The sequence below is a fragment of the Pantoea sp. X-Soil-ISGK-421 genome, from assembly GCF_059730785.1.
In genome coordinates this window covers 721,849-740,292 of sequence record NZ_AP035980.1, presented here as the reverse complement: position 1 = coordinate 740,292, position 18,444 = coordinate 721,849, and the positions used below count along the sequence as shown (strand labels likewise).

14 protein-coding genes and 2 pseudogenes are annotated in these 18,444 nt (G+C 52.3%); 7 read left to right on the top strand and 9 right to left on the bottom strand.

Going from position 1 to position 18,444, the window contains the following annotated elements:
- Positions 1-110: 110 nt before the first annotated feature.
- Positions 111-329 (bottom strand): annotated as a pseudogene (locus AC6I8K_RS22060) (IS66 family transposase); the annotation flags it as partial.
- A gap of 155 nt (positions 330-484) precedes the next feature.
- Positions 485-799 carry an IS66 family insertion sequence element accessory protein TnpB gene (gene tnpB, locus AC6I8K_RS22055; RefSeq protein ID WP_483818223.1) on the bottom strand — a complete coding sequence of 105 codons (315 nt, stop codon included), beginning with the start codon at positions 797-799 and terminating at the stop codon, positions 485-487.
- Between the two features lie 872 nt (positions 800-1,671).
- Between tnpB and AC6I8K_RS22050 the strand changes: the two genes are divergently transcribed.
- Both AC6I8K_RS22050 and AC6I8K_RS22045 read left to right on the top strand, forming a co-directional pair.
- A complete protein-coding gene (locus AC6I8K_RS22050) occupies positions 1,672-2,613 on the top strand; it encodes a 2-hydroxyacid dehydrogenase (RefSeq protein WP_497827605.1) in 942 nt (313 codons plus the stop codon).
- Positions 2,614-2,731: 118 nt separating this feature from the next.
- Positions 2,732-3,913 (top strand): NAD(P)/FAD-dependent oxidoreductase, encoded by a 1,182-nt coding sequence (locus AC6I8K_RS22045; protein ID WP_497827604.1) that lies wholly within the window; start codon positions 2,732-2,734, stop codon positions 3,911-3,913.
- Between the two features lie 58 nt (positions 3,914-3,971).
- Here AC6I8K_RS22045 and AC6I8K_RS22040 read toward each other — a convergent pair whose 3' ends face one another.
- Together AC6I8K_RS22040 and AC6I8K_RS22035 are read right to left on the bottom strand one after the other, a co-directional pair.
- Positions 3,972-5,399, bottom strand: a complete 1,428-nt coding sequence (locus AC6I8K_RS22040; RefSeq protein ID WP_497827603.1) for an alpha,alpha-trehalose-phosphate synthase (UDP-forming) — start codon at positions 5,397-5,399, stop codon at positions 3,972-3,974.
- Between the two features lie 111 nt (positions 5,400-5,510).
- Complete coding sequence (locus tag AC6I8K_RS22035) at positions 5,511-6,050, bottom strand: GNAT family N-acetyltransferase (protein ID WP_497827602.1); 540 nt, start codon at positions 6,048-6,050, stop codon at positions 5,511-5,513.
- A gap of 263 nt (positions 6,051-6,313) precedes the next feature.
- On the opposite strand from AC6I8K_RS22035, the gene AC6I8K_RS22030 reads away from it, so the two are divergent.
- Both AC6I8K_RS22030 and AC6I8K_RS22025 read left to right on the top strand, forming a co-directional pair.
- Positions 6,314-7,339, top strand: a complete 1,026-nt coding sequence (locus tag AC6I8K_RS22030) for a Gfo/Idh/MocA family oxidoreductase (RefSeq protein WP_497827601.1) — start codon at positions 6,314-6,316, stop codon at positions 7,337-7,339.
- 149 nt (positions 7,340-7,488) lie between these two features.
- Complete coding sequence (locus AC6I8K_RS22025) at positions 7,489-7,992, top strand: GNAT family N-acetyltransferase (RefSeq protein WP_064739799.1); 504 nt, start codon at positions 7,489-7,491, stop codon at positions 7,990-7,992.
- Between the two features lie 111 nt (positions 7,993-8,103).
- Here AC6I8K_RS22025 and AC6I8K_RS22020 read toward each other — a convergent pair whose 3' ends face one another.
- The gene (locus tag AC6I8K_RS22020) at positions 8,104-8,811 is read right to left on the bottom strand and encodes a phage antirepressor KilAC domain-containing protein (protein ID WP_196762357.1); all 708 of its coding nucleotides are present in this window, start codon (positions 8,809-8,811) and stop codon (positions 8,104-8,106) included.
- Between the two features lie 342 nt (positions 8,812-9,153).
- Between AC6I8K_RS22020 and AC6I8K_RS22015 the strand changes: the two genes are divergently transcribed.
- A complete protein-coding gene (locus tag AC6I8K_RS22015; RefSeq protein WP_497827600.1) occupies positions 9,154-10,149 on the top strand; it encodes a glycosyltransferase family 32 protein in 996 nt (331 codons plus the stop codon).
- Here the strand turns inward: AC6I8K_RS22015 and AC6I8K_RS22010 are convergent, their stop codons facing one another.
- The gene (locus tag AC6I8K_RS22010) at positions 10,150-11,004 is read right to left on the bottom strand and encodes a helix-turn-helix transcriptional regulator (RefSeq protein ID WP_064739802.1); all 855 of its coding nucleotides are present in this window, start codon (positions 11,002-11,004) and stop codon (positions 10,150-10,152) included. It lies immediately after the preceding gene.
- Positions 11,005-11,119: 115 nt separating this feature from the next.
- On the opposite strand from AC6I8K_RS22010, the gene AC6I8K_RS22005 reads away from it, so the two are divergent.
- Both AC6I8K_RS22005 and AC6I8K_RS22000 read left to right on the top strand, forming a co-directional pair.
- The gene (locus tag AC6I8K_RS22005) at positions 11,120-12,529 is read left to right on the top strand and encodes an MFS transporter (protein WP_497827599.1); all 1,410 of its coding nucleotides are present in this window, start codon (positions 11,120-11,122) and stop codon (positions 12,527-12,529) included.
- Positions 12,530-12,795: 266 nt separating this feature from the next.
- Positions 12,796-15,121 (top strand): annotated as a pseudogene (locus AC6I8K_RS22000) (FdhF/YdeP family oxidoreductase).
- A 71-nt stretch (positions 15,122-15,192) separates the two neighbouring features.
- On the opposite strand, the gene AC6I8K_RS21995 reads toward AC6I8K_RS22000, so the two are convergent.
- The 3 genes from AC6I8K_RS21995 to AC6I8K_RS21985 form a co-directional block, all read right to left on the bottom strand.
- On the bottom strand, positions 15,193-16,413 hold the full coding sequence (locus tag AC6I8K_RS21995; protein ID WP_497827598.1) for a glycosyltransferase family 9 protein: 1,221 nt from the start codon (positions 16,411-16,413) through the stop codon (positions 15,193-15,195).
- Between the two features lie 58 nt (positions 16,414-16,471).
- Positions 16,472-17,128, bottom strand: a complete 657-nt coding sequence (locus tag AC6I8K_RS21990; RefSeq protein WP_497827597.1) for a dTMP kinase — start codon at positions 17,126-17,128, stop codon at positions 16,472-16,474.
- A 335-nt stretch (positions 17,129-17,463) separates the two neighbouring features.
- A complete protein-coding gene (locus AC6I8K_RS21985) occupies positions 17,464-17,958 on the bottom strand; it encodes a glutathione peroxidase (RefSeq protein WP_064739806.1) in 495 nt (164 codons plus the stop codon).
- Positions 17,959-18,444: the final 486 nt, after the last annotated feature.

The following is an 18,444-nucleotide window of genomic DNA, read 5'->3' as shown; positions in this document are numbered from 1 at the left end:
TGATGGTTGTTTCCACACGGGGGATTACTGCGGTGAGTTTATGGCTTACGGCAGTTGCTCATCCAGCCGCGAAGCCGGCCATGACGACCGTTTTCCAGCACCTCACGCAGCTACGACCCTGGATTCAGGCCGTACAGCCGCGCCGTTTCTACCCGGCTCACCAGGTCCGGCATCCGCTCGTCCGTATGCGGCGAACCCGCGGACAGCCACGCTTTCCGCCCCATCGCCCGTTCGCACTGGGTGTTATCCAGCGGCACACGACCGTCGTCCGGATACGTCTGCAGCGACGACCACCGCTTCAGCGTATACGTGATGGCCTTATGCAGCGCGCCGCCCGGCGCTGAACACTCTTCTTCTCCGTCAGCCCGTTACGAAACACCTTCATCAGCGGTTTCTGCTTTGGGTTCCGCGGGCGGGCAACAGCTCGCGAAGCTGACGGTTAATGTCGGCCCGGTCGCGGCGTCCTTTTCGTATCTTACTCGTCCTATTTTTCCGCCGGTCCGCCCGTCAGGCGCTGCTCGTCGACGCCAGCGATGAGCCAGGCGAACTGTTCCGGGGTGACCTGGCAGGCCTCATCGCCGTCGCGCGGCCAGGTGAAGTGACCCTGGTGCAGGCGTGGAGTACAGAGCCAGACGCCGTTACGGTCACTCATGAGTATTTTCAGGCGGGTACGCTCCTTGATGGTGAAGATGAACGCATTATTGCCTTCCGTTGCCGGATGCCGCTGCTCAGCCACCCTGCGGGTGAGGGTGTCGATGCCGTCGCGCATGTCGACAAGTGCCGCGGGGCTGGCGGTCACGGAGCAGCCGGTGAGGTTGAGCGTCCCGTTGCCGAAGGTTTTAGGTTGTGCAGGCGTGCTTAAGCGACTTTAGACAGTCTGCTCAGCTGCCAGTCACGAAGGTGGGGTCGTCGGGTCGACAGGGAATAACGGATTTTGGTGGACGTCAAGGTGCTCACTCCCCGTATAACGGAAGAGTGAGCAGACTGCCGTCATAAACTCTGTTCAACAATGCGCGTTCACTGGATGCTTACTTTTATCCATCAACACAACGCGATGTACTGCTTCGCATCGATCTGACCGGGCGATTCCAACCAAAATGAACAGGCACTATTCAGGATGAATGGCAGCGTAATTCACGCAGTAACAAGCCTGACATCACTGAGGATAAGCTGGCAAAAACTCAGGCATAGTTGAATAGAGCACTTTCCGATGTAAGGGGACGAAATTTGAACCGCTTATTCGTTGCATTCCACTGCCCGCCATGTTGTCGCTGTAGCTATATGGTATAAGGCTGAAGTCATTATCACGATGAGCCTGAATGATTTTTCGAAAGGGCTACTGGCTGAATTTGCCAATTAAATCTATCATCCTGACGAATTCATCATGGATCTGTTTGGCTTAAAGCAGTGAAGGCTAAGCGAGCCAGTTCCATGCACCCTGTATGGGATTACGGTTTATCTGGATTCGCGATTACGGCAAGGTTTATCGATGACATCAAGCACATTGGACATTTTTCATTTTATGATTTAGCGCCGATTGAGTCACTATATTGATGCATTGCATGTAATTATCTCAACGTGATCTTATTAGCGAAATAAGTAACAGCTGCGCCGTAACATAAATAACTCCGTTAGTCTGGTGACCGACAAATACCGCTAAAGGAAAATAAAATGACCACTTCACAACCTGCCATTCTGATTATTCAACCGTTGATGCCGCAACTGGATGAAAAACTCACGCAACATTTTCAATGTCATCGCTTATATGAGCAGCACGATCCGGCACAATTTATTCAGCAGCACGCCGAACAGCTTAAGGCTATTGTCACGCGGGGCGATGTCGGTGTGGAAACGGCATTATTAGAGCAACTGCCCGCTTGCAAAGCGATCGCCGTATTTGGCGTTGGCACCGATCGTATTGACCTTAAATATACTGCCGCACACGATATTCAGGTCAGTATCACCCGCGACATTCTCACTGATGATGTCGCCGATTTGGCTTTGACGCTGACGCTAGCCTTCTCGCGTAATTTGGTGGCTTACCATCAGTTTGCGAAATCGGGTGCATGGGAAAATAACGGTGTTGAACTCTCCAGCCGCGCCAGCGGAAAAAGAATCGGTATCGCCGGTTTGGGTGCAATTGGTTTAGCTATTGCTCGTCGTGCTGAAGCTTTTGGTATGGAAGTGGCGTATACCGCGCGTTCGGCGAAAGATGTCAGCTATAAACGTTGCGACAATATCGAGCAGCTCGCCGCCTTTAGCGATTTTCTGGTGCTGGCATTGCCGGGCAGCGCAGAGAATGTGCAACTGGTTAATGCCAACGTGCTGGCCGCGCTCGGTAAAGACGGCGTTGTGATCAATATCGCGCGGGGCACGGTGCTCAACGAAGCCGATCTTATCGCCGCTCTGCAGCAGGGAACCATTAAAGGAGCCGCACTCGATGTTTATCCGGACGAGCCTAAAATTAATCCCGCGCTGCGTGAACTGGATAATGTGCTGTTAACACCGCATATTGCCAGTGCAACCCATGAAACCCGTGCGCAAATGACCAATAATGTGCTGGAGAATTTGCTGGCTTATTTCGCTGATGGGAAGATTCTGACTTCGGTATAATTTTAGCGTCCCGATGCAGACGAAATTCTTATATCCTGAGCAATATTCCCTCTTTAGCAATAGCCATTTTCGCTCAGCCAGGCTGTTATGATATCGGCACTTCATTCAGGAGCCCATTATGACAGCACAGAGAATTGCAATTATCGGTGGCGGCGTTATCGGATTAGCGGTGGCGCGTGCCTTAGCGTTGCAGGGCGTTGACGTTACCGTATTCGAACAGCAGCACATCGGTGCGGGTACCAGCAGCACGACGTTTGCCTGGGTTAACTCTAACGGCAAACAGCCCCACAGCTATCACCTGCTCAATGCGCTCTCGATGGAAGAGCATCTCAAGCTGCAGCATGCACAGCCGAACGGTTTGCGCTGGCTGGAAACCGGCGGAACCTGGGAATGGGCGGCCGAGGGCGATGCGCAGCAACGTTTGCAGCAGCGCGCCACTTCATTGCAATCGGTGGGGTATGCGGCACGTGAAGCGTCGCCAGCCGATGTGCTGCGCGATATCCCAGAGCTGCGGGCGCAGGCCATCAGCGGCAGCGTATGGCATTTCCCGACCGAATCGCTGCTACATCCGGCGCTTTATCTGGCGCGCTTATGGTCTGAAGCTAAAGCGCGCGGCGCGGTGCTGTATCAGCAGCAACGTATCAATAGCATCAGCGAAACGGCAGAGCGGGTTACGCTGCAGCTTGAAAACGGCGAGCGGTGGCAGGGGGATCGTGTGGTGTTAGCCACCGGGCGCTGGGCCAATCAGCTGCTGAAGTCGCTCGGACTCAATCTGGCGCTGCTGGATACCAGCAAACCGAACGCGGTGGCCTGCAGTTTTCTGGTGCGTACCGCGCCGCAGCCGCTGTCGCTCAATGCCAATCTCATCTCTCCACAACTCAATGTACGCCCGGACGGCGGCGGACGTTTGCTGCTGCAAGCCTTAGAATTGGATCATTTGGCCGATTCTGCCGCACCTCCCTCGATCACTAGCGAGATCGCTGCACAGTTCCGCGAACGTTATCACGCACTGTTTGCGGATGCGGGCGAGTTGCAGATAGAACAGATTGTGGTGGGGCAACGTGCGCGTCCTGCAGACGGTTTACCAGCCTTGGGTTATGTCACCGCCCATCAGCGCGTGTATGTGGCGGTGACACACAGCGGCATCACGCTGTCGCCGTTGATTGGCAAGCTGGTGGCTGAAGAGCTCATCAATGATGTGGCGAGTGAATTGCTGAGCGACTTCCGCCCGCCGCGTCTGCTGGGTAAAAGCGTGGATGCGTTCGCGCCCATCAAGCGCAACTTCCCGGCGGCACAGTAATGAGGGATATTACAACGTCATGATCGCCGCCCGCAGGCGGCATCATTCCTTCTCAGGATCAATAACGCAACCGCCCACTAAAACCATTGGAAATAATCGCACCTGACTTTAGTGTTAAATCGAAATCCTGTTCCCGCGGCTGTAGTGCATTGATGAAGTTTTCGGCCCATTTGTGGCAATCATGCAGGTGCAGATTTTTGATCAGGTTAGCATGACGTTCGCGACGCACCGAAAGGGGCATGATGAGCGCGGTATGAATGGCATCCGCTATTGCATCGGGATCGTAAGGATTCACCAATAACGCGCCCTGCATCTGCTCGGCGGCACCGGCAAACTGCGACAGAATTAGCACGCCGGGATTGGCACGATCCTGCACGGCTACATAGGTTTTCGCCATCAAACTCATCCCGGCTATCAGTGGTGTGACCAGCGCCACGCGCGCGGCTCGGTAAAATCCGCACAGTTCTTCACGCGAATAATGATTGCTCAAATACCTCACCGGATACCAGTTCAGCTCGCCATGCACGCCGTTCATTTCGCCGCAGCGGCTCTCCAAATCGCGCGATAACTCCTTAATGCGATGGCTATAACCGGATGCCGCTGAAGCCAGCTGTACCAGTGAAAATTGGTGGTGATACTCCTCGTGTTGCCGCAGTAACACCTCAATCGCACTAATGCGGTAGGGCGTTCCGGTGCTATCGTCAAAATGCCCGCCGCTGAGGATGAGATTCTCCGGTAAGGTTGCACGACACTGCTGCTCCATATACTGGCAGCTATTGCTTTCGGCTAACGCGCTGGTTTCTGCGGTATCGATGCCTACCGGAAATACGCCTACCCGAATCTGGCGGCCATGAATGCGCAGCGTGTAAGGCGTTTGGCGTTCACAACGGAATCTGGATTCTATCCATGCAGTGAAATTGTTCATGTCGTGGGTGGTCTGGAAGCCAATCAGATCGGCGCACAATAATGAATCGGCCAGATAGCGCCAGTTCGGCACTGATTCAAATGATTGTCCCGCCGGGAACGGTTGATGGAAAAAGAAACCGATACGATTTATCAGACCGGCATCACGCAGCATTTTAATTGTGGGAATCAGGTGATAATCCTGCAACCAAATATCATCATCGGGCATAGCATATTCACTGATGGCGCGCGTGTAGGTTTCATTCAGTTTCATATAACCGATTTGGCTGCTGGTGGAAAAACGCGCCATGTCGGGGCGCTGATGAAATACCGGCCATAATCCCTGATGGATGTATTGATGATAACCTTCTTCATATTCCGCTTTGGTTAACCGAAACGTAAGGGTATCGAATTCTTTACCACTATTAAAATTCAGTTCACGATGAGGTTCAGTTGTAAAAGATTCAAACTCCCCACTCCATTTGACCCACATGCCGCCGCGACGCGTGAGAATGCTTTCATAAATGGTCGAAAGGGTTGAAGCATTATTTTGATTGTGCGATACCAAAATTAAGCCTGACATAGGTTTCATCCGTTGCTTAACCTGCCGGTTGTGAATATGGGGCAGAGAATTGAAGAGGGGTTGGCGTAATAAAAATTGCATAATGCCGCTCATGATAGACACTCACACGCGTTAATGGACCGGTGAGAACTGACCGCTTACGTTATGCGGATGAACCTGCACAAGGTGCATTTCAGGCATATTTGCAACCGGTTTGAAGCCATTCTTTTTCAGGAAATGCGAGGCGTCGCTTCCCCAGCCAATAACGGTTTGGCTTTTATGCATCGCCGGATGTGTCAGGCAGCAACTCAACAACCATGAGCCTAATCCGATGAAGCGGTATTCCGGCGAAATATAGATATCCCGGATAATGGCGGTACCGGCTAAATCCGAAATGATGCGCGCGAAACCGATTTGGCGCTCATTACGGTAAACGCCAAAACACAGACTGCCGCGCAAGGCTAAGGCAATATGTCGCTTATCTGAATCGTGATGGCTCAAAACTGAAAATAGAAAGTGCGTATTGAGTAACGTTTTATCCGTGCTAATTGAAAAATCGCCTTTAAACCATTTACGCGGTGACAGCATTTTAAGCCGTTGTTGTTCTGCCAGGTCAGCAACCGCAGACCTGCTGTTAATTGATCCGCTGCCTGTTAATTCGATGCTTTTCATCTTTCGCTATTCCTTTAAATCTCTAAGGCTGTCGATGGTTTTAATCTATCCGACCGCCCCGTAAAAAAGTCGTAAAAATAGTGATGAGAGTTATAAAAATTCAATACATTTTTAGTTGGATAATTTACCTGTTGAATTGTAAGGGCACTAAATGAGTTTTCAGGGCATTAGATAATGTTGAGTGGAAAAGTCGACGCGCTCAGGCGGTAACAACTATCATCAGAAACGACATTTACTATTTTTTCATTTCACATGGAGGCAGCATGAAAATTGGCATTGTGGGTTACGGTACCGGCGGCAAAAATTTCCACGCCCCCTTTATTGCAGCAGCAAAAGGATTAGAGCTGGCGGGTATTGTTGCACGTGCGCCTGCAACCATCGCAAAAGTGAAAGCGGATTTCCCCAATGTGGCAATTTTTGCCAGTCTGACTGACATGCTGGCGGCTGGCGTGGATATTGTCACCATCACCACGCCGGCGCAAACCCGCCGCGAGTTGGTGCTGGAAGCAATTGATGCCGGTGTGGCGGTGATCGCTGATAAACCTTTTGCGCCCAACGCTAAAACCGGTCGCGAGCTGGCCGCTGCGGCTGCCGCGAAAGGTGTGGTGCTGGGGGTGTATCACAATCGTCGTTTTGATGCTGATATGCAGACGCTGAAGAAACTGATCGAGCAACAACGCTTAGGCAAGGTTTGGCGTTTGCATAACCGCATGGATCTCGACGAGCCGCAAACGTTGGAAGGTGGCCCGAATGGTGGATTGTTACGCGATATGGGCAGTCACCTGGTTGATCAGGCATTGTGGCTTCTGGGCCCAGTTAACAGCGTCTATGCCCAGTTGGATAGCATTGAGGTAGCTGAAGGCCCAACCGACGCGGGTTTCTTTATTACCCTGACACATGACAATGGCAGTCACTCTTACGTTTCTTCAAGCAAAGTTAATCGACTTGTGGCGCGTGAGTTGCGCGTGTACGGCGAGAAAGGCAGCTATCTGTCGCAAGGTACGGATGTGCAGGCGCAGGCGATTTTTGCCGGTAAACGCCCAGCCGATGACTTAGCAGGTTGGGGTTATGAGCAGCGTGAACACTGGGGCACTTTGCACATTGCTGAAGGCGAGGAAGTGGTTCCGTCAGAGCAGGGTGCGTATCACGCTTACTACGAAGCATTTGTCGACGCGGTACGTAACGGTACTGAACCGCCGGTCACGCCCGATCAGGCAATTGCAGTGCTGAAGGTATTGGATGCCGCTTTTATTAGTGCGCGGGAAAACCGTGTGGTGACGCTGGAATAAATCTGCATCGCGCCGATCCTGGAGCGGCGCGATTTAGCTAGCACCTGAATGGCGGATCTTGCCCTATCTCGATATTGCGCAATAAATTGCGCCGCTACGGAACGTGCGTACAATGGCCGCCGTTCAGACATGAATCAGAGAGGTTTGTTGTGTCGACGTTAGTGTTTAGAGAAGCCAGCCTGGCAGATGTGGATCGGTGTTACGCGATAGAAATTGATGCCTACGAAGGTGATGAAGCCGCCACGCGCGAAAAAATTGCCACTCGCATCGCGCAGTATCCGCAGGGATTTTTATGTCTGGAAACAGACGGCAAGGTGATTGGCTTTATTAACGCCGGTTGCGCTTGGGAAGTTGTGATGTCGGATGAAGCCTTCAAAGAGTTGATTGGCCACGATCCGGCAGCGCCTAACGCCGTCATCATGTCGGTGGTGCTCGATCCCGCTTATCAGGGTAAAGGTTATGCATCGCTGTTGATGCAGCAGTTTATCAAGCTGATGAAGAATATGGACAAGCAAACCATTCATTTGATGTGCAAAACCCAGCACGTCGAGCTGTATAAAAAATGGGGCTATCAGTACGTCAAACCGTCGAATTCGGAGCATGGCGGGATGGCGTGGCATGAGATGCTGATGACATTGTCATTCACGGGGTAAACACCGTTAGTATGGAGCCAGACCGCTAAACTCTGCACTAAATGCTCGCACATTCTGTAGCGGCGCGCTTTATCGCGAAACAAAGTGCGCCGCTATAATGCCTGCGCACATCTAAGCAGCCACACCTTTCGGCTGAGCCGACAGATGCCCCGCCCATAAACTGGCCACCCATTTCACGCCTTTGGCGGTGAAGCGTGCTTGTGAGAAAGCGTGTTGATTCTCGCCACGCCCGGAGCGAAGGGTAAAATAACCCGCCTGCATATGGTGCTGCTGCGGTGCCAGCGACCCTTTTTCGCGATACATGATGTTGCGTTCTAACAGGAACTCGCGAAACTCAGTTTCCTTTACTTTCAACATTTTGCACAGCTGACGAAAGCCGAGCGAGTCTTCGATCTCCACAAAGCGATCAAAAAACTCTGCCTTTGGAGCAGACAACGCAAGTTGCTGCTCGGCCGCGCGGCGCTGCTCAAACTGTTCTGCCCAGGCACGAGCCGCTTCCGCCGGATTAGTGAAATCAGGCAAATGGGTAAACTGTTCCCGTTGCTGCCAAAGATCGAGTAATTCGGCAGTGAAACCAGGCGAAAGCCGGGCTACGGCTAATAATGAATCGCGCTTATTAAGATGAAATGCCTGCCGCACTTCACCCTGATGCTCATAGAGATTCACCGTCAAAGGCTGGGAAAGGCGCTGTGCGGTTTCCAGGCTTTTAATCAGGCGCTTCACTTCGCCGTGCGTGATGCCAGTAACGTGGGCAATTTCGCGGCTGCTCATCATCATCGATGCATTCAAAGCAGACAGACTTTCCGTTGAGATCATCATCATTATCACCTCTTGCAGACTTACTCAGCCCTGTGGCTGTTGAATAAGTATACGCAATACTGTTTATATATCCAGTATTAATTTTAACCGTTTTTCTAAGATGTTCAGCTTTGCGTAACGTTTCACAAAGCTGAGGCCGTCTCCCGCAATCCCGGCGCTCTACGTATTCTCTTAAAGTGAGGTTTCGGCAGTTTATTAAATTGTCGCGATGAGCGCTGTTTGATAATTTTGAGCCAATTTTCCGGGCTTTTATCGGCTTTCTGCAGCATGACATGCAGGGCTGATGTGTGCCTTTTTGACAGCAATAAGTAGTTAACTGGCGGCTGTGCTGCTGGAGAAACGATGAAAAAGAATAAATTTAAAACCCATCTGGTCTCATTAGGTTTACTGGCGGAAAAAAAGCTGACTAAACGCAGAAGGTTGCCCAATTACAACCCGGCCGCAGAGCAGGATATTATTTTGCTGGCAGGCCAGACCGCGCCAGCCGCTATTCCACGTCAGATATGGATGTATTGGGAAAGTGAAACGCTGCCGGAAGAAGTGCAGATCTTTGTCGATAAGATCGTGCGTGAAAATCCGGGTTATCTGGTAACCGTTATCAATAACCTCAATCTCCAGCACTATCTGCCCGATCTGCAGTTCGTGCATCAGGATATGCGCCCTTCACACAAAAGTGACGTTATCAGGCTGGAACTGCTGCACCGCTATGGCGGTATCTGGATGGATGCCACTATCATTCTCAACCGCACGATGGACACGTTGCTGGCGGTGAATGTTGATAATCGTTATGACCTGATTGCGTTTTATCGCGACAGTTCCACGCTGGATAAAGCCTATCCGGTGATTGAATCCTGGTTTCTGGCCGCACCTAAACATAACGCTTTCATCGCCCGCTGGTTACATTTTTTCCGACCGATTGTCGAGGTGGGTGCCGACGAATTTTTCCGTCGTCTTCTCGCGCTGCCAGATTACGAAACCATTGTTCAGGGTATTACGCCGCCGGATTATCTGGTGGTGTATATCGCGCAGCAGCAGGCATTACGTGAAAACAATCAGTACAACTTCTATCTGCGCAAATGCGAAGCCAGCGCGCTGCTCTATCAAAGTTTGGTGGAATGGCGTCCGGTGAAATTGAGCCGCATGCTGATGGTGGATCGCCTGCCGGAAGTGTTGCCGCCGCTCACTAAACTGACGGGATTTGACCGCAAATATCTGGATACCAACCTGAAATATGGCGTAGTGAACAAAGACAGCTTGTTGGGTCAGATTCTTTTAACCAGCCAGGAGGGCGCCCGCCCGCAGACACCGGTTCCGGCGTTGACGAGCAAGGCTGGATAATCAGGGGTTGATTAACTGCTGCAGTGCCGCGGCGCTGGTTTCATCGTCCGGCACATACACCAGTAGACGATCGCCGTTACGTGACGCCGACCACCAGTTATTTTGCCGCAGCGTCAGTTCGCCTACTTCGGCGCGATAAAAGCGTTTCACGCGGTTCTCCACCTGGCCCAATTCATAGCGCTGCCAGGTGTGAGCAAACTCATCTGAACTGTTCAACAAGCGGGCAAGAAAACTTTCCCAGTGGGGATCGCCAAGGTGCTCGCCCATCTGTCCGCGAAACATCGCCACCATTTGCGGCATCACTTCATCCCAGTCATTTAGCGCTTTACGCCAGATCGGATGATTGAATGCCAGCCAAATGCAGTTACGATCTTCTGGCGCGATTTCTGCCAAATCAACGCCCATCAAAGCACACCACGCGGCGTTGTAACCGAGAATATCGAAGCGCGGCGTTTCAATAATCGCCGGTAATTGGATGGCATCAAGCATTTGCTGATTGTGTGCGGCAATTTTGCAACAGGCTGCCACCACACGCATCGAGGGTAACGCATGCCCGGCGAGTGAAAACAGGTGTTGGGTTTCCACATCATTGCATTGCAACGCGGCAGCAATCGCCGTCAGGGTTTTCGGCGAGGCTTTAATATCGCGCCCTTGTTCCAGCCACGTATACCAGGTCACGCCCACATCCGCCAACTGCGCGACTTCTTCACGCCGCAACCCTGGCGTACGGCGGTGACGCATGCGCGGCAAGCCGAGTCGATTGGGATCGAGGTTTTCGCGGCGCGTTCGCAGAAACGTGCCAAGTAATTTGCGGTTGTTTTGTTCGGTAGTAACAAGCGCGGATGCCAGGCTCATAAGCAGATCCTTCGACAAGACGGGTAGTATTTATACCATGATAATCAAGAACTGGTACCCGTTTAACGGTTAGGCGATGCTATGCCGTACTGACCGCAAAAACAAGGTAAAACCGATGCAGACATCGCAACTTCAACGCACAGGATTGATGGTCCTGCTTGCCGGGCAACTGCTGCCCATGATTGATTTTTCTATCGTTAACGTAGCGTTAGACGCGATGGCCCACACGCTGCAGGCCACGGCGATTGAATTGGCGCTGATCGTTGCCGTGTATGGCATCGCGTTTGCGATCTGTCTGGCGATGGGCGGGCGGCTTGGTGATAATTACGGGCGCCGCCGCGTGTTCCTCGCCGGCGTAGGGATCTTCGGTATTGCCTCTTTATTATGTGGTATTGCCAATAGCGTCGGCCTGTTGATGTTTGCCCGCGCGCTGCAAGGCGTGGGCGCGGCCTTTATCGTGCCGCAAATCCTCGCTACGCTGCACATCACGTTGAAGGGCAGAGCGCATGCGCGTGCCATTGGGCTTTACGGCGGTATTGGCGGACTGGCGTTTATCATTGGTCAGGTGCTGGGTGGTTTTCTGATCAAAGCCGACATCGGCGGATACGGCTGGCGCAGCGTGTTCCTGATTAACCTCCCCATTTGCCTGTTCGTGCTGATCACCGCGCGCCGTTTTATACCTGAAACGCAGAACACCCAACGCGTGCCGGTGGATGTCAGCGGTACGTTACTGCTGGCGGGGGCGATTGGTTGCCTGATGCTGGCCCTGGCGCTCGGCCCGCTGCTGCACTGGTCGTGGCCGTGCATCTTGCTGCTGGTGCTGTTCCCACTGTTTCTGCATCGTCTGCGCCAGAGTTCACTGCGACTGGAAGCCGCGCACGGCGCACCCTTGTTACCGCCTTCACTGCTGCGTCTGCCGAGCGTGCGTTTTGGTCTGACGCTGGCGGTGCTGTTCTTCTCCTGCTGGAGCGGCTTTATGTTCTCGGTAGCGCTGACGCTGCAGGCCGGTTTAGGGCTGACGGCGTTTCAGTCGGGCAATGCATTTATCGCGCTGGGCGTGGCCTATTTTATCGGGGCGATGCAATCTACGCGCATCGTCGAGCGTTTAGGTAAGCGCGCGACCTTGCTGATGGGCTGCGGCATCCAGATGGTGGGTTTGCTGGTGCTGATTGCCACGCTGCAATTTGCCTGGCCACAGGTGGGGATTATCACGCTGATTCCCGCCACGGTGCTGATTGGCTTTGGTCAGTCCTTTATTGTCAGCACCTTTTATCGGATTGGCATGAGTGGCGTACCACATCATCAGGCGGGCGCGGGCAGCGCGGTGCTTTCCACCGTCCAGCAATCGGCGCTGGGCTTAGGCCCGATGCTGCTGGGCGGCGTGTTTACTCAAATCTATCAACATGGCAATCATCTTATGGCGATCACTGGCACGCTCGGCGTTGAGCTGATGATGATGACGCTGCTGGTGATATTTACCAGCCTCAATCGCCGTACATTTCAGTCAGTAACAGCGGAAGGGTAACTCTGATTTAACGTCAAAGCGCTTGACGTTAAATCATCCCGGCGCGGCTGCCTGACATTCATTAACGCGATGAAGGAAAATAAGTAACCAATTGCTAACCAGCGTATGGCGCCTGCTTTTCTTTGCTACTTTCAATTTAATCAAATCATCATTAGATGAAGGGATACTCAGGCTCAGGCGCCATTTGTGAGCATCGTCTTATTCGTTCAGCCCTATCCACAGATGCCGCCACGCCATAACATTCATGAACGTTAGCCGGATTGGTTATGAGCAAAAAAAATCATCGCACGGTTCCAGGCGTGCACCCCTATGACGGCCCGGCAGGCGGTTGGGGTGCCCTCAAGGCGACCGCAATCGCAGTTAAAAATCAGATGGATACCTTTAAAGCGCCGTCCACGCTGATGCGCACCAATCAGCCCGAAGGTTTTGACTGCCCCGGCTGCGCCTGGCCAGATAAGGATCATGGCTCGACCTTCCAGTTCTGTGAAAATGGCGCTAAAGCGGTCACATGGGAAGCCACCACCAAACGCGTCACACCGGCATTTCTTGGCGAAAACACCGTGACCTCGCTGCTGCAACGGACCGACTATGAGCTGGAAGGGTACGGCAGGTTGACCACGCCGTTGCGCTATGATGCCGCAAGCGACACTTTTACCGAAGTCAGCTGGGAAGAGGCCTTCACGCGCATCGCCCACAAGCTGTCCACGTTACAGCCGGACGACGTCGAGTTTTATACCTCCGGTCGGGCGTCAAACGAAGCGGCCTATCTGTTCCAGCTGTTTGCCCGGGAGTACGGAACCAACAATTTCCCTGACTGTTCAAATATGTGTCACGAAGCTACAAGCGTAGGCCTGCCTCAGTCGATCGGGATCGGCAAAGGCACGGTGTCACTGGATGACTTCGACAGCGCAGAACTGATCCTCTCAATGGGTCACAATCCAGGTACCAACCATCCGCGCATGATGGGCACGCTGCATGATGGGCACGCTGCATGAGTTGGCGCGCCGTGACGTTCCCATTATCGTGTTCAACCCGCTGCGCGAACGCGCGCTTGAGCGCTTTGCCGATCCGCAGAATGTCATGGAGATGGCAACAAACAGCTCAACCGACATAGCCTCAACCTATTACTTAGTCCGCGCCGGTGGCGATTCGGCTGCGCTTAAGGGCATCGCCAAAGCGGTGCTGGCGATTGAGGCTGAAACCGGCGCGGCGCTGGATCATGCGTTTATCCGCGAGCACACGGAGGGATTCGAGCATTTTGCGGCCGACATTGAAGCCACGTCCTGGGCATCGATTGAGCAGGACTCGGGCCTGAAGCAGGCAGATCTCACGCGTGTTGCACAGGCTTACGTCAAATCGAACGCCACTATCCTGACCTATGGTATGGGCATCACACAGCACAACCGCGGTACGGACAACGTGCGACTGTTGGTCAATCTGCTGCTGATGCGAGGCAACATGGGTAAGCCCGGCGCTGGCGTGTGTCCGCTGCGTGGTCACTCCAACGTGCAGGGTAATCGCACCGTGGGAATCACTGAGAAACCCTCATCCGATTTTCTCAGCAAGCTCGAAAACGTGTTCGGGTTTACGCCACCGTCGCAGCATGGTCACGATGCGGTGCAGGCGATGAAAGCGATGGTGGAAAAGCGGGCGAAGGCGCTTATTTGCCTGGGGGGAAACTTTGCCGTGGCGCTGCCCGATTCAGAGGTGAGTTTCCCGGCGATGCGTGAACTTGAGCTCAGCGTCCACATCGCCACCAAGCTGAACCGTACGCATCTTCTGACTGGGAAAGAGACGCTTTTGCTACCGTGCCTCGGTCGCACCGAGCTGGATGAGCAGTCTGGCATCCGTCAGTCGGTCACTGTGGAAGACTCCATGTCTATGGTGCACGCCTCTTCCGGTAAGCTGAAGCCTGCGTCGCCGATGCTGCGTTCTGAACCCGCGATTATCGCCGGGATGGCCAAGGCGGCTCTGCCGGATACGCGGGTTCCCTGGTATGAACTGGTAGCCGATTACGATCTCATCCGCGACCTGATCGAAAAAACCATACCCGGATTCGAGGACTACAACGCCCGTATTCGCGTTCCCGGCGGCTTTCAGATGCCGCTGCCGCCACGGGAACGCATCTGGCCGACCCCAACCGGTAAAGCGATGTTTTCAATTTATCAGGGCACGCATGAGGACTTGACTGTGCAAGGCGAGGACGTGCTACGTCTGATTACGCTGCGCAGTCACGATCAGTACAACACGACAATTTATGCCATGGACGATCGCTACCGCGGCGTGTTTGGCCGCCGTGACGTACTGTTTATGTGTGACGCTGATCTTGAGCGTCTCGGTCTTGAGCACGGAGATGTTGTGGATCTGGAATCTGCGGTGCCGGGATACCGCATGCGGCTGGAATCCATGACGGTGATCCGCTATGCCATTTCACCGGGATCGATCGGGGCCTACTATCCTGAAGCTAACGTTTTGATCCCTCTTGATTACTATGACAAGGAGAGCGGCACGCCGTCATACAAATCTGCCCCGGTTCGTATCACACTGCGATCGCATGAAATGATTACGCCGCGCGTCACTGAATCAGTCTGAGAAAAACACAGAGCAGTAATCATGAAAACTCTGCCGTTCGGGATAGCGCGTGAAAAGTTGAAGCGAGTTAATTAGCGCTTCAACACACCCGCCGCCCGGATGGCATTCTCAACCGCCGGGAAAATGGTGCTGATTGAATAATCGCTGATGTGGTCATTTTCAACCACAATTTGATTTCCCTGAGGATAATTAGGCCCCCAGATTTTATACCCAGGCAAGCCGGTATCTTTGAGCTTGCGCTTATTATAAAGCGCCACCAGCGGGCGATTAAGTGCGTTAGCAATATGGACGATGGAAGTATCCGTACTCACCACAACATCGGATAGGCGGACAATTTCTATTGCGGTATTGATGGTACTTTCCGGCACAATGAGGGCGCCATTCGCACTGAATTGACCGACTTTGCTGTTCTGCCCGATGACCACCACTTTTATTTTTGCATTAATCGAATGAATAAAGTGGATGAGCGAGATGACCTGTTCTTCAGAGAAATCTTTATCCGGACCACCAGAGAATGGATTAATGGAAACGACAATGTCGCTTTTTATCATCTGCAGGGCATTGGTCACTTTATTATGTTCTGTAATACAGTGCCCGAGCTGATAATGAAATGCAGTGTTGTGAATATTAAACAGTGCCAGCACGCGCTTATGGCGCTCAGTGATATGCTGCTCGGCATCAAGATAAGGGATGGAAGGATGATAAATGCCGGGGAGTTTTTTATTAAAACCGACATGGTGGCTGCGTCTCATGCGCCACGCCAATTTAAGACGTTCAAAATCCTCGACATCGTCAAAATCGATGACAACATCGAAGTTCTGAGCGCAAAGCTGATCAAGTGACATACGATTTTTGTACGGTATAACCTGATCAAAATAGTCGCAGTTCTGCAGCAATTGCCCGCACACCGGACCGGTGAGCACGGATACTCTGTACCCTTTTTCTGCCAGCATAAATGCCGTACCGGTCGTCACAACCATGTCGCCAATTTTATCGTCGAGGCGAAGCAGCAATATATTACGTGCATTATCAGGTTCAAAAGTTTGTCGGCTTCGCAGAGTTCGGATAAGACACAACAGTGCTGTTTTTTTTATTTTTCTCAATAGAATGTTTTTATTTCTGTTTATCGCTTTCAGGGACAGCATAAAATTACCCATAAATATGAAATGGCCGCATTGAAAGTGAGGCAAGAGAAGCTGCGGCAAGGATGGTGGTAGGGTGCCTATGTTACCGTTTTCAGTAATTAAAAAAAATCTTTCTGACTGCGCACTGACTCCTGCGACAGGATGCACCTTCCTTCTTATGCAATACCCCTAAAGCACTTGATAGCCTTCAAGCAGTTCGAGCTAGCTACAGCAGAGCAGAAGATTTGCCAGCAACCTCGATGTCTATCGGGCAGCCAGGCAAGTTGTAGATTTCAGAAATAACCTGCATTGTTGCGTCTTCGATCTTTCCTTCATTCCGGCATAAAACCCAGCCGTGCTCGGCAACTTCTCGCTCGAACGCCTGGGTACAAGCGACATGCTCATCCAGCTTATGAATCACAGTACTACTTAGTCCACGCGTTCTGGCCGCGGCCCTTGCCCATGAAATGTCAGGTGCTGTGACAACCCCAACATGCAGGTCGGGTATTCGCACATTTCGCTCAAGGTTAAGCTGTAAAATCTCTGCAAATGGAACGCTGCGGCGAAACGCGGCTTCCGACGGATACCAACGATCCATCAAGATGATGCTGCCCGGTGGTTGTTTAGTCAGCACATGTTGGGAAATCCATGCACGGCTTTCAGCAAAGCGCTCACAGACGTCGAATTCCAAATCCAGCGCGGGATGTCTGGCGAGTCTGTTCACAAGGGCCATTGTTTCTCCTCTGAAGGGATCGCTTTTTTTCTCGCACAGTCGGATCACCTTCTTGTTATCTGCCCTGAGTACTTTCGTAATGGCTTCCAACAGTGTGGTTTTACCCACTCCCTTGGGGCCATCCAGAGAAACAAACAGCGGACGACTCATACCTGGAATGACGTTGGGTATAGGGTTTGTGTAAAACGCCAATTGGGCACAAGCATCATACTTCCTTCTTATTAACAGTCACCGATAAACATTGTGGCAAGGGTTCGCACTCACGAGACTAAAAACCCGACAACTATCCGTACAGGATTATTGCTTACAGGTTGTGATCTGCGGGAGGTAGTGTAGGGGATCCGATTAGAAAACGGAAAACATCCCTCGGGAAGCTGGTTTTTACGCAGAGAGGCGTCGACGGGCCGCGTTGAGCGCGAGCGGATAGTCACCTCACACGGATATAATTACGTTCTCTGAACCTCTCTTGAGGTTAATGATTCGCATCAAAGGAACGCTTTGCTTTCAAGTGCAGCAAGAATTGTGGCTTCCATTTTCTCTGGCGTAGAAATCGGTGCAAAACGTTTGAGCGGTTTACCGTTGCGTCCAATGAGAAACTTAGTGAAGTTCCATTTGATGCGACGACCCAACAAGCCAGGCAATGCGTCTTTTAGGTAACGAAATACCGGGTGTGTAGCCGCGCCATTGACCTCCACTTTCTCGAACATCGGGAAGCTCACTCCGTAGTGGATGTGGCAGGTTTGTGCGATCTCATCGACGCCGCCAGGTTCCTGTCTACCGAACTGGTTGCAGGGAAACCCAAGCACCACCAGACCCTGGTCGGCGTATTTCCTGTAGAGCGTTTCGAGGCCTGCATACTGTGGCGTGAATCCACAATGGCTGGCGGTATTCACCACCAGAACCACCTTGCCAGCGTAGTCCGCCATAGATATGCGCTGGCCATGCAAACTGTTGGCCGTAAGTTGGTGAAAGGGGGTCATATCGAATCCTTAGAGAAGCAACATTGTGACGTCGACATTGCCATGCAACACGAAGATGCAAAGGCGCATGGCGCGATTACAGCGTATGCGATAAATAATTTATAAGCCTGACTTTTCTCACAGTCTTTAAAGCCAACTCCTCACGCCGGCTTAACTCAATTGTAAACCTAAAGGCTCACGCCCTGGATCCACTTGTGGTGGTGAGTTCAATCGCGGGAGGCAACACGCTGATTGAACCACTCCTCGGCTAATGCATCGTCATGCCTTTCTCCTGATCGCTCGTTGCGTTGTCTGGCAGCCGTGTATCGGCGATATCAATCACAGTAATTGTTGAAGCTATGGCCGTGTGAGTCGATAACGCATGCTCAGCTCATCTTTGATGCTGAGTAGGATTCATGAGTACTGATTGCGAACGGACCTGCTTTTAGCCCTCTTTTTTACCACACCAGCACATTCATTCCTTTTAATGACTTTGGAAATAATAAT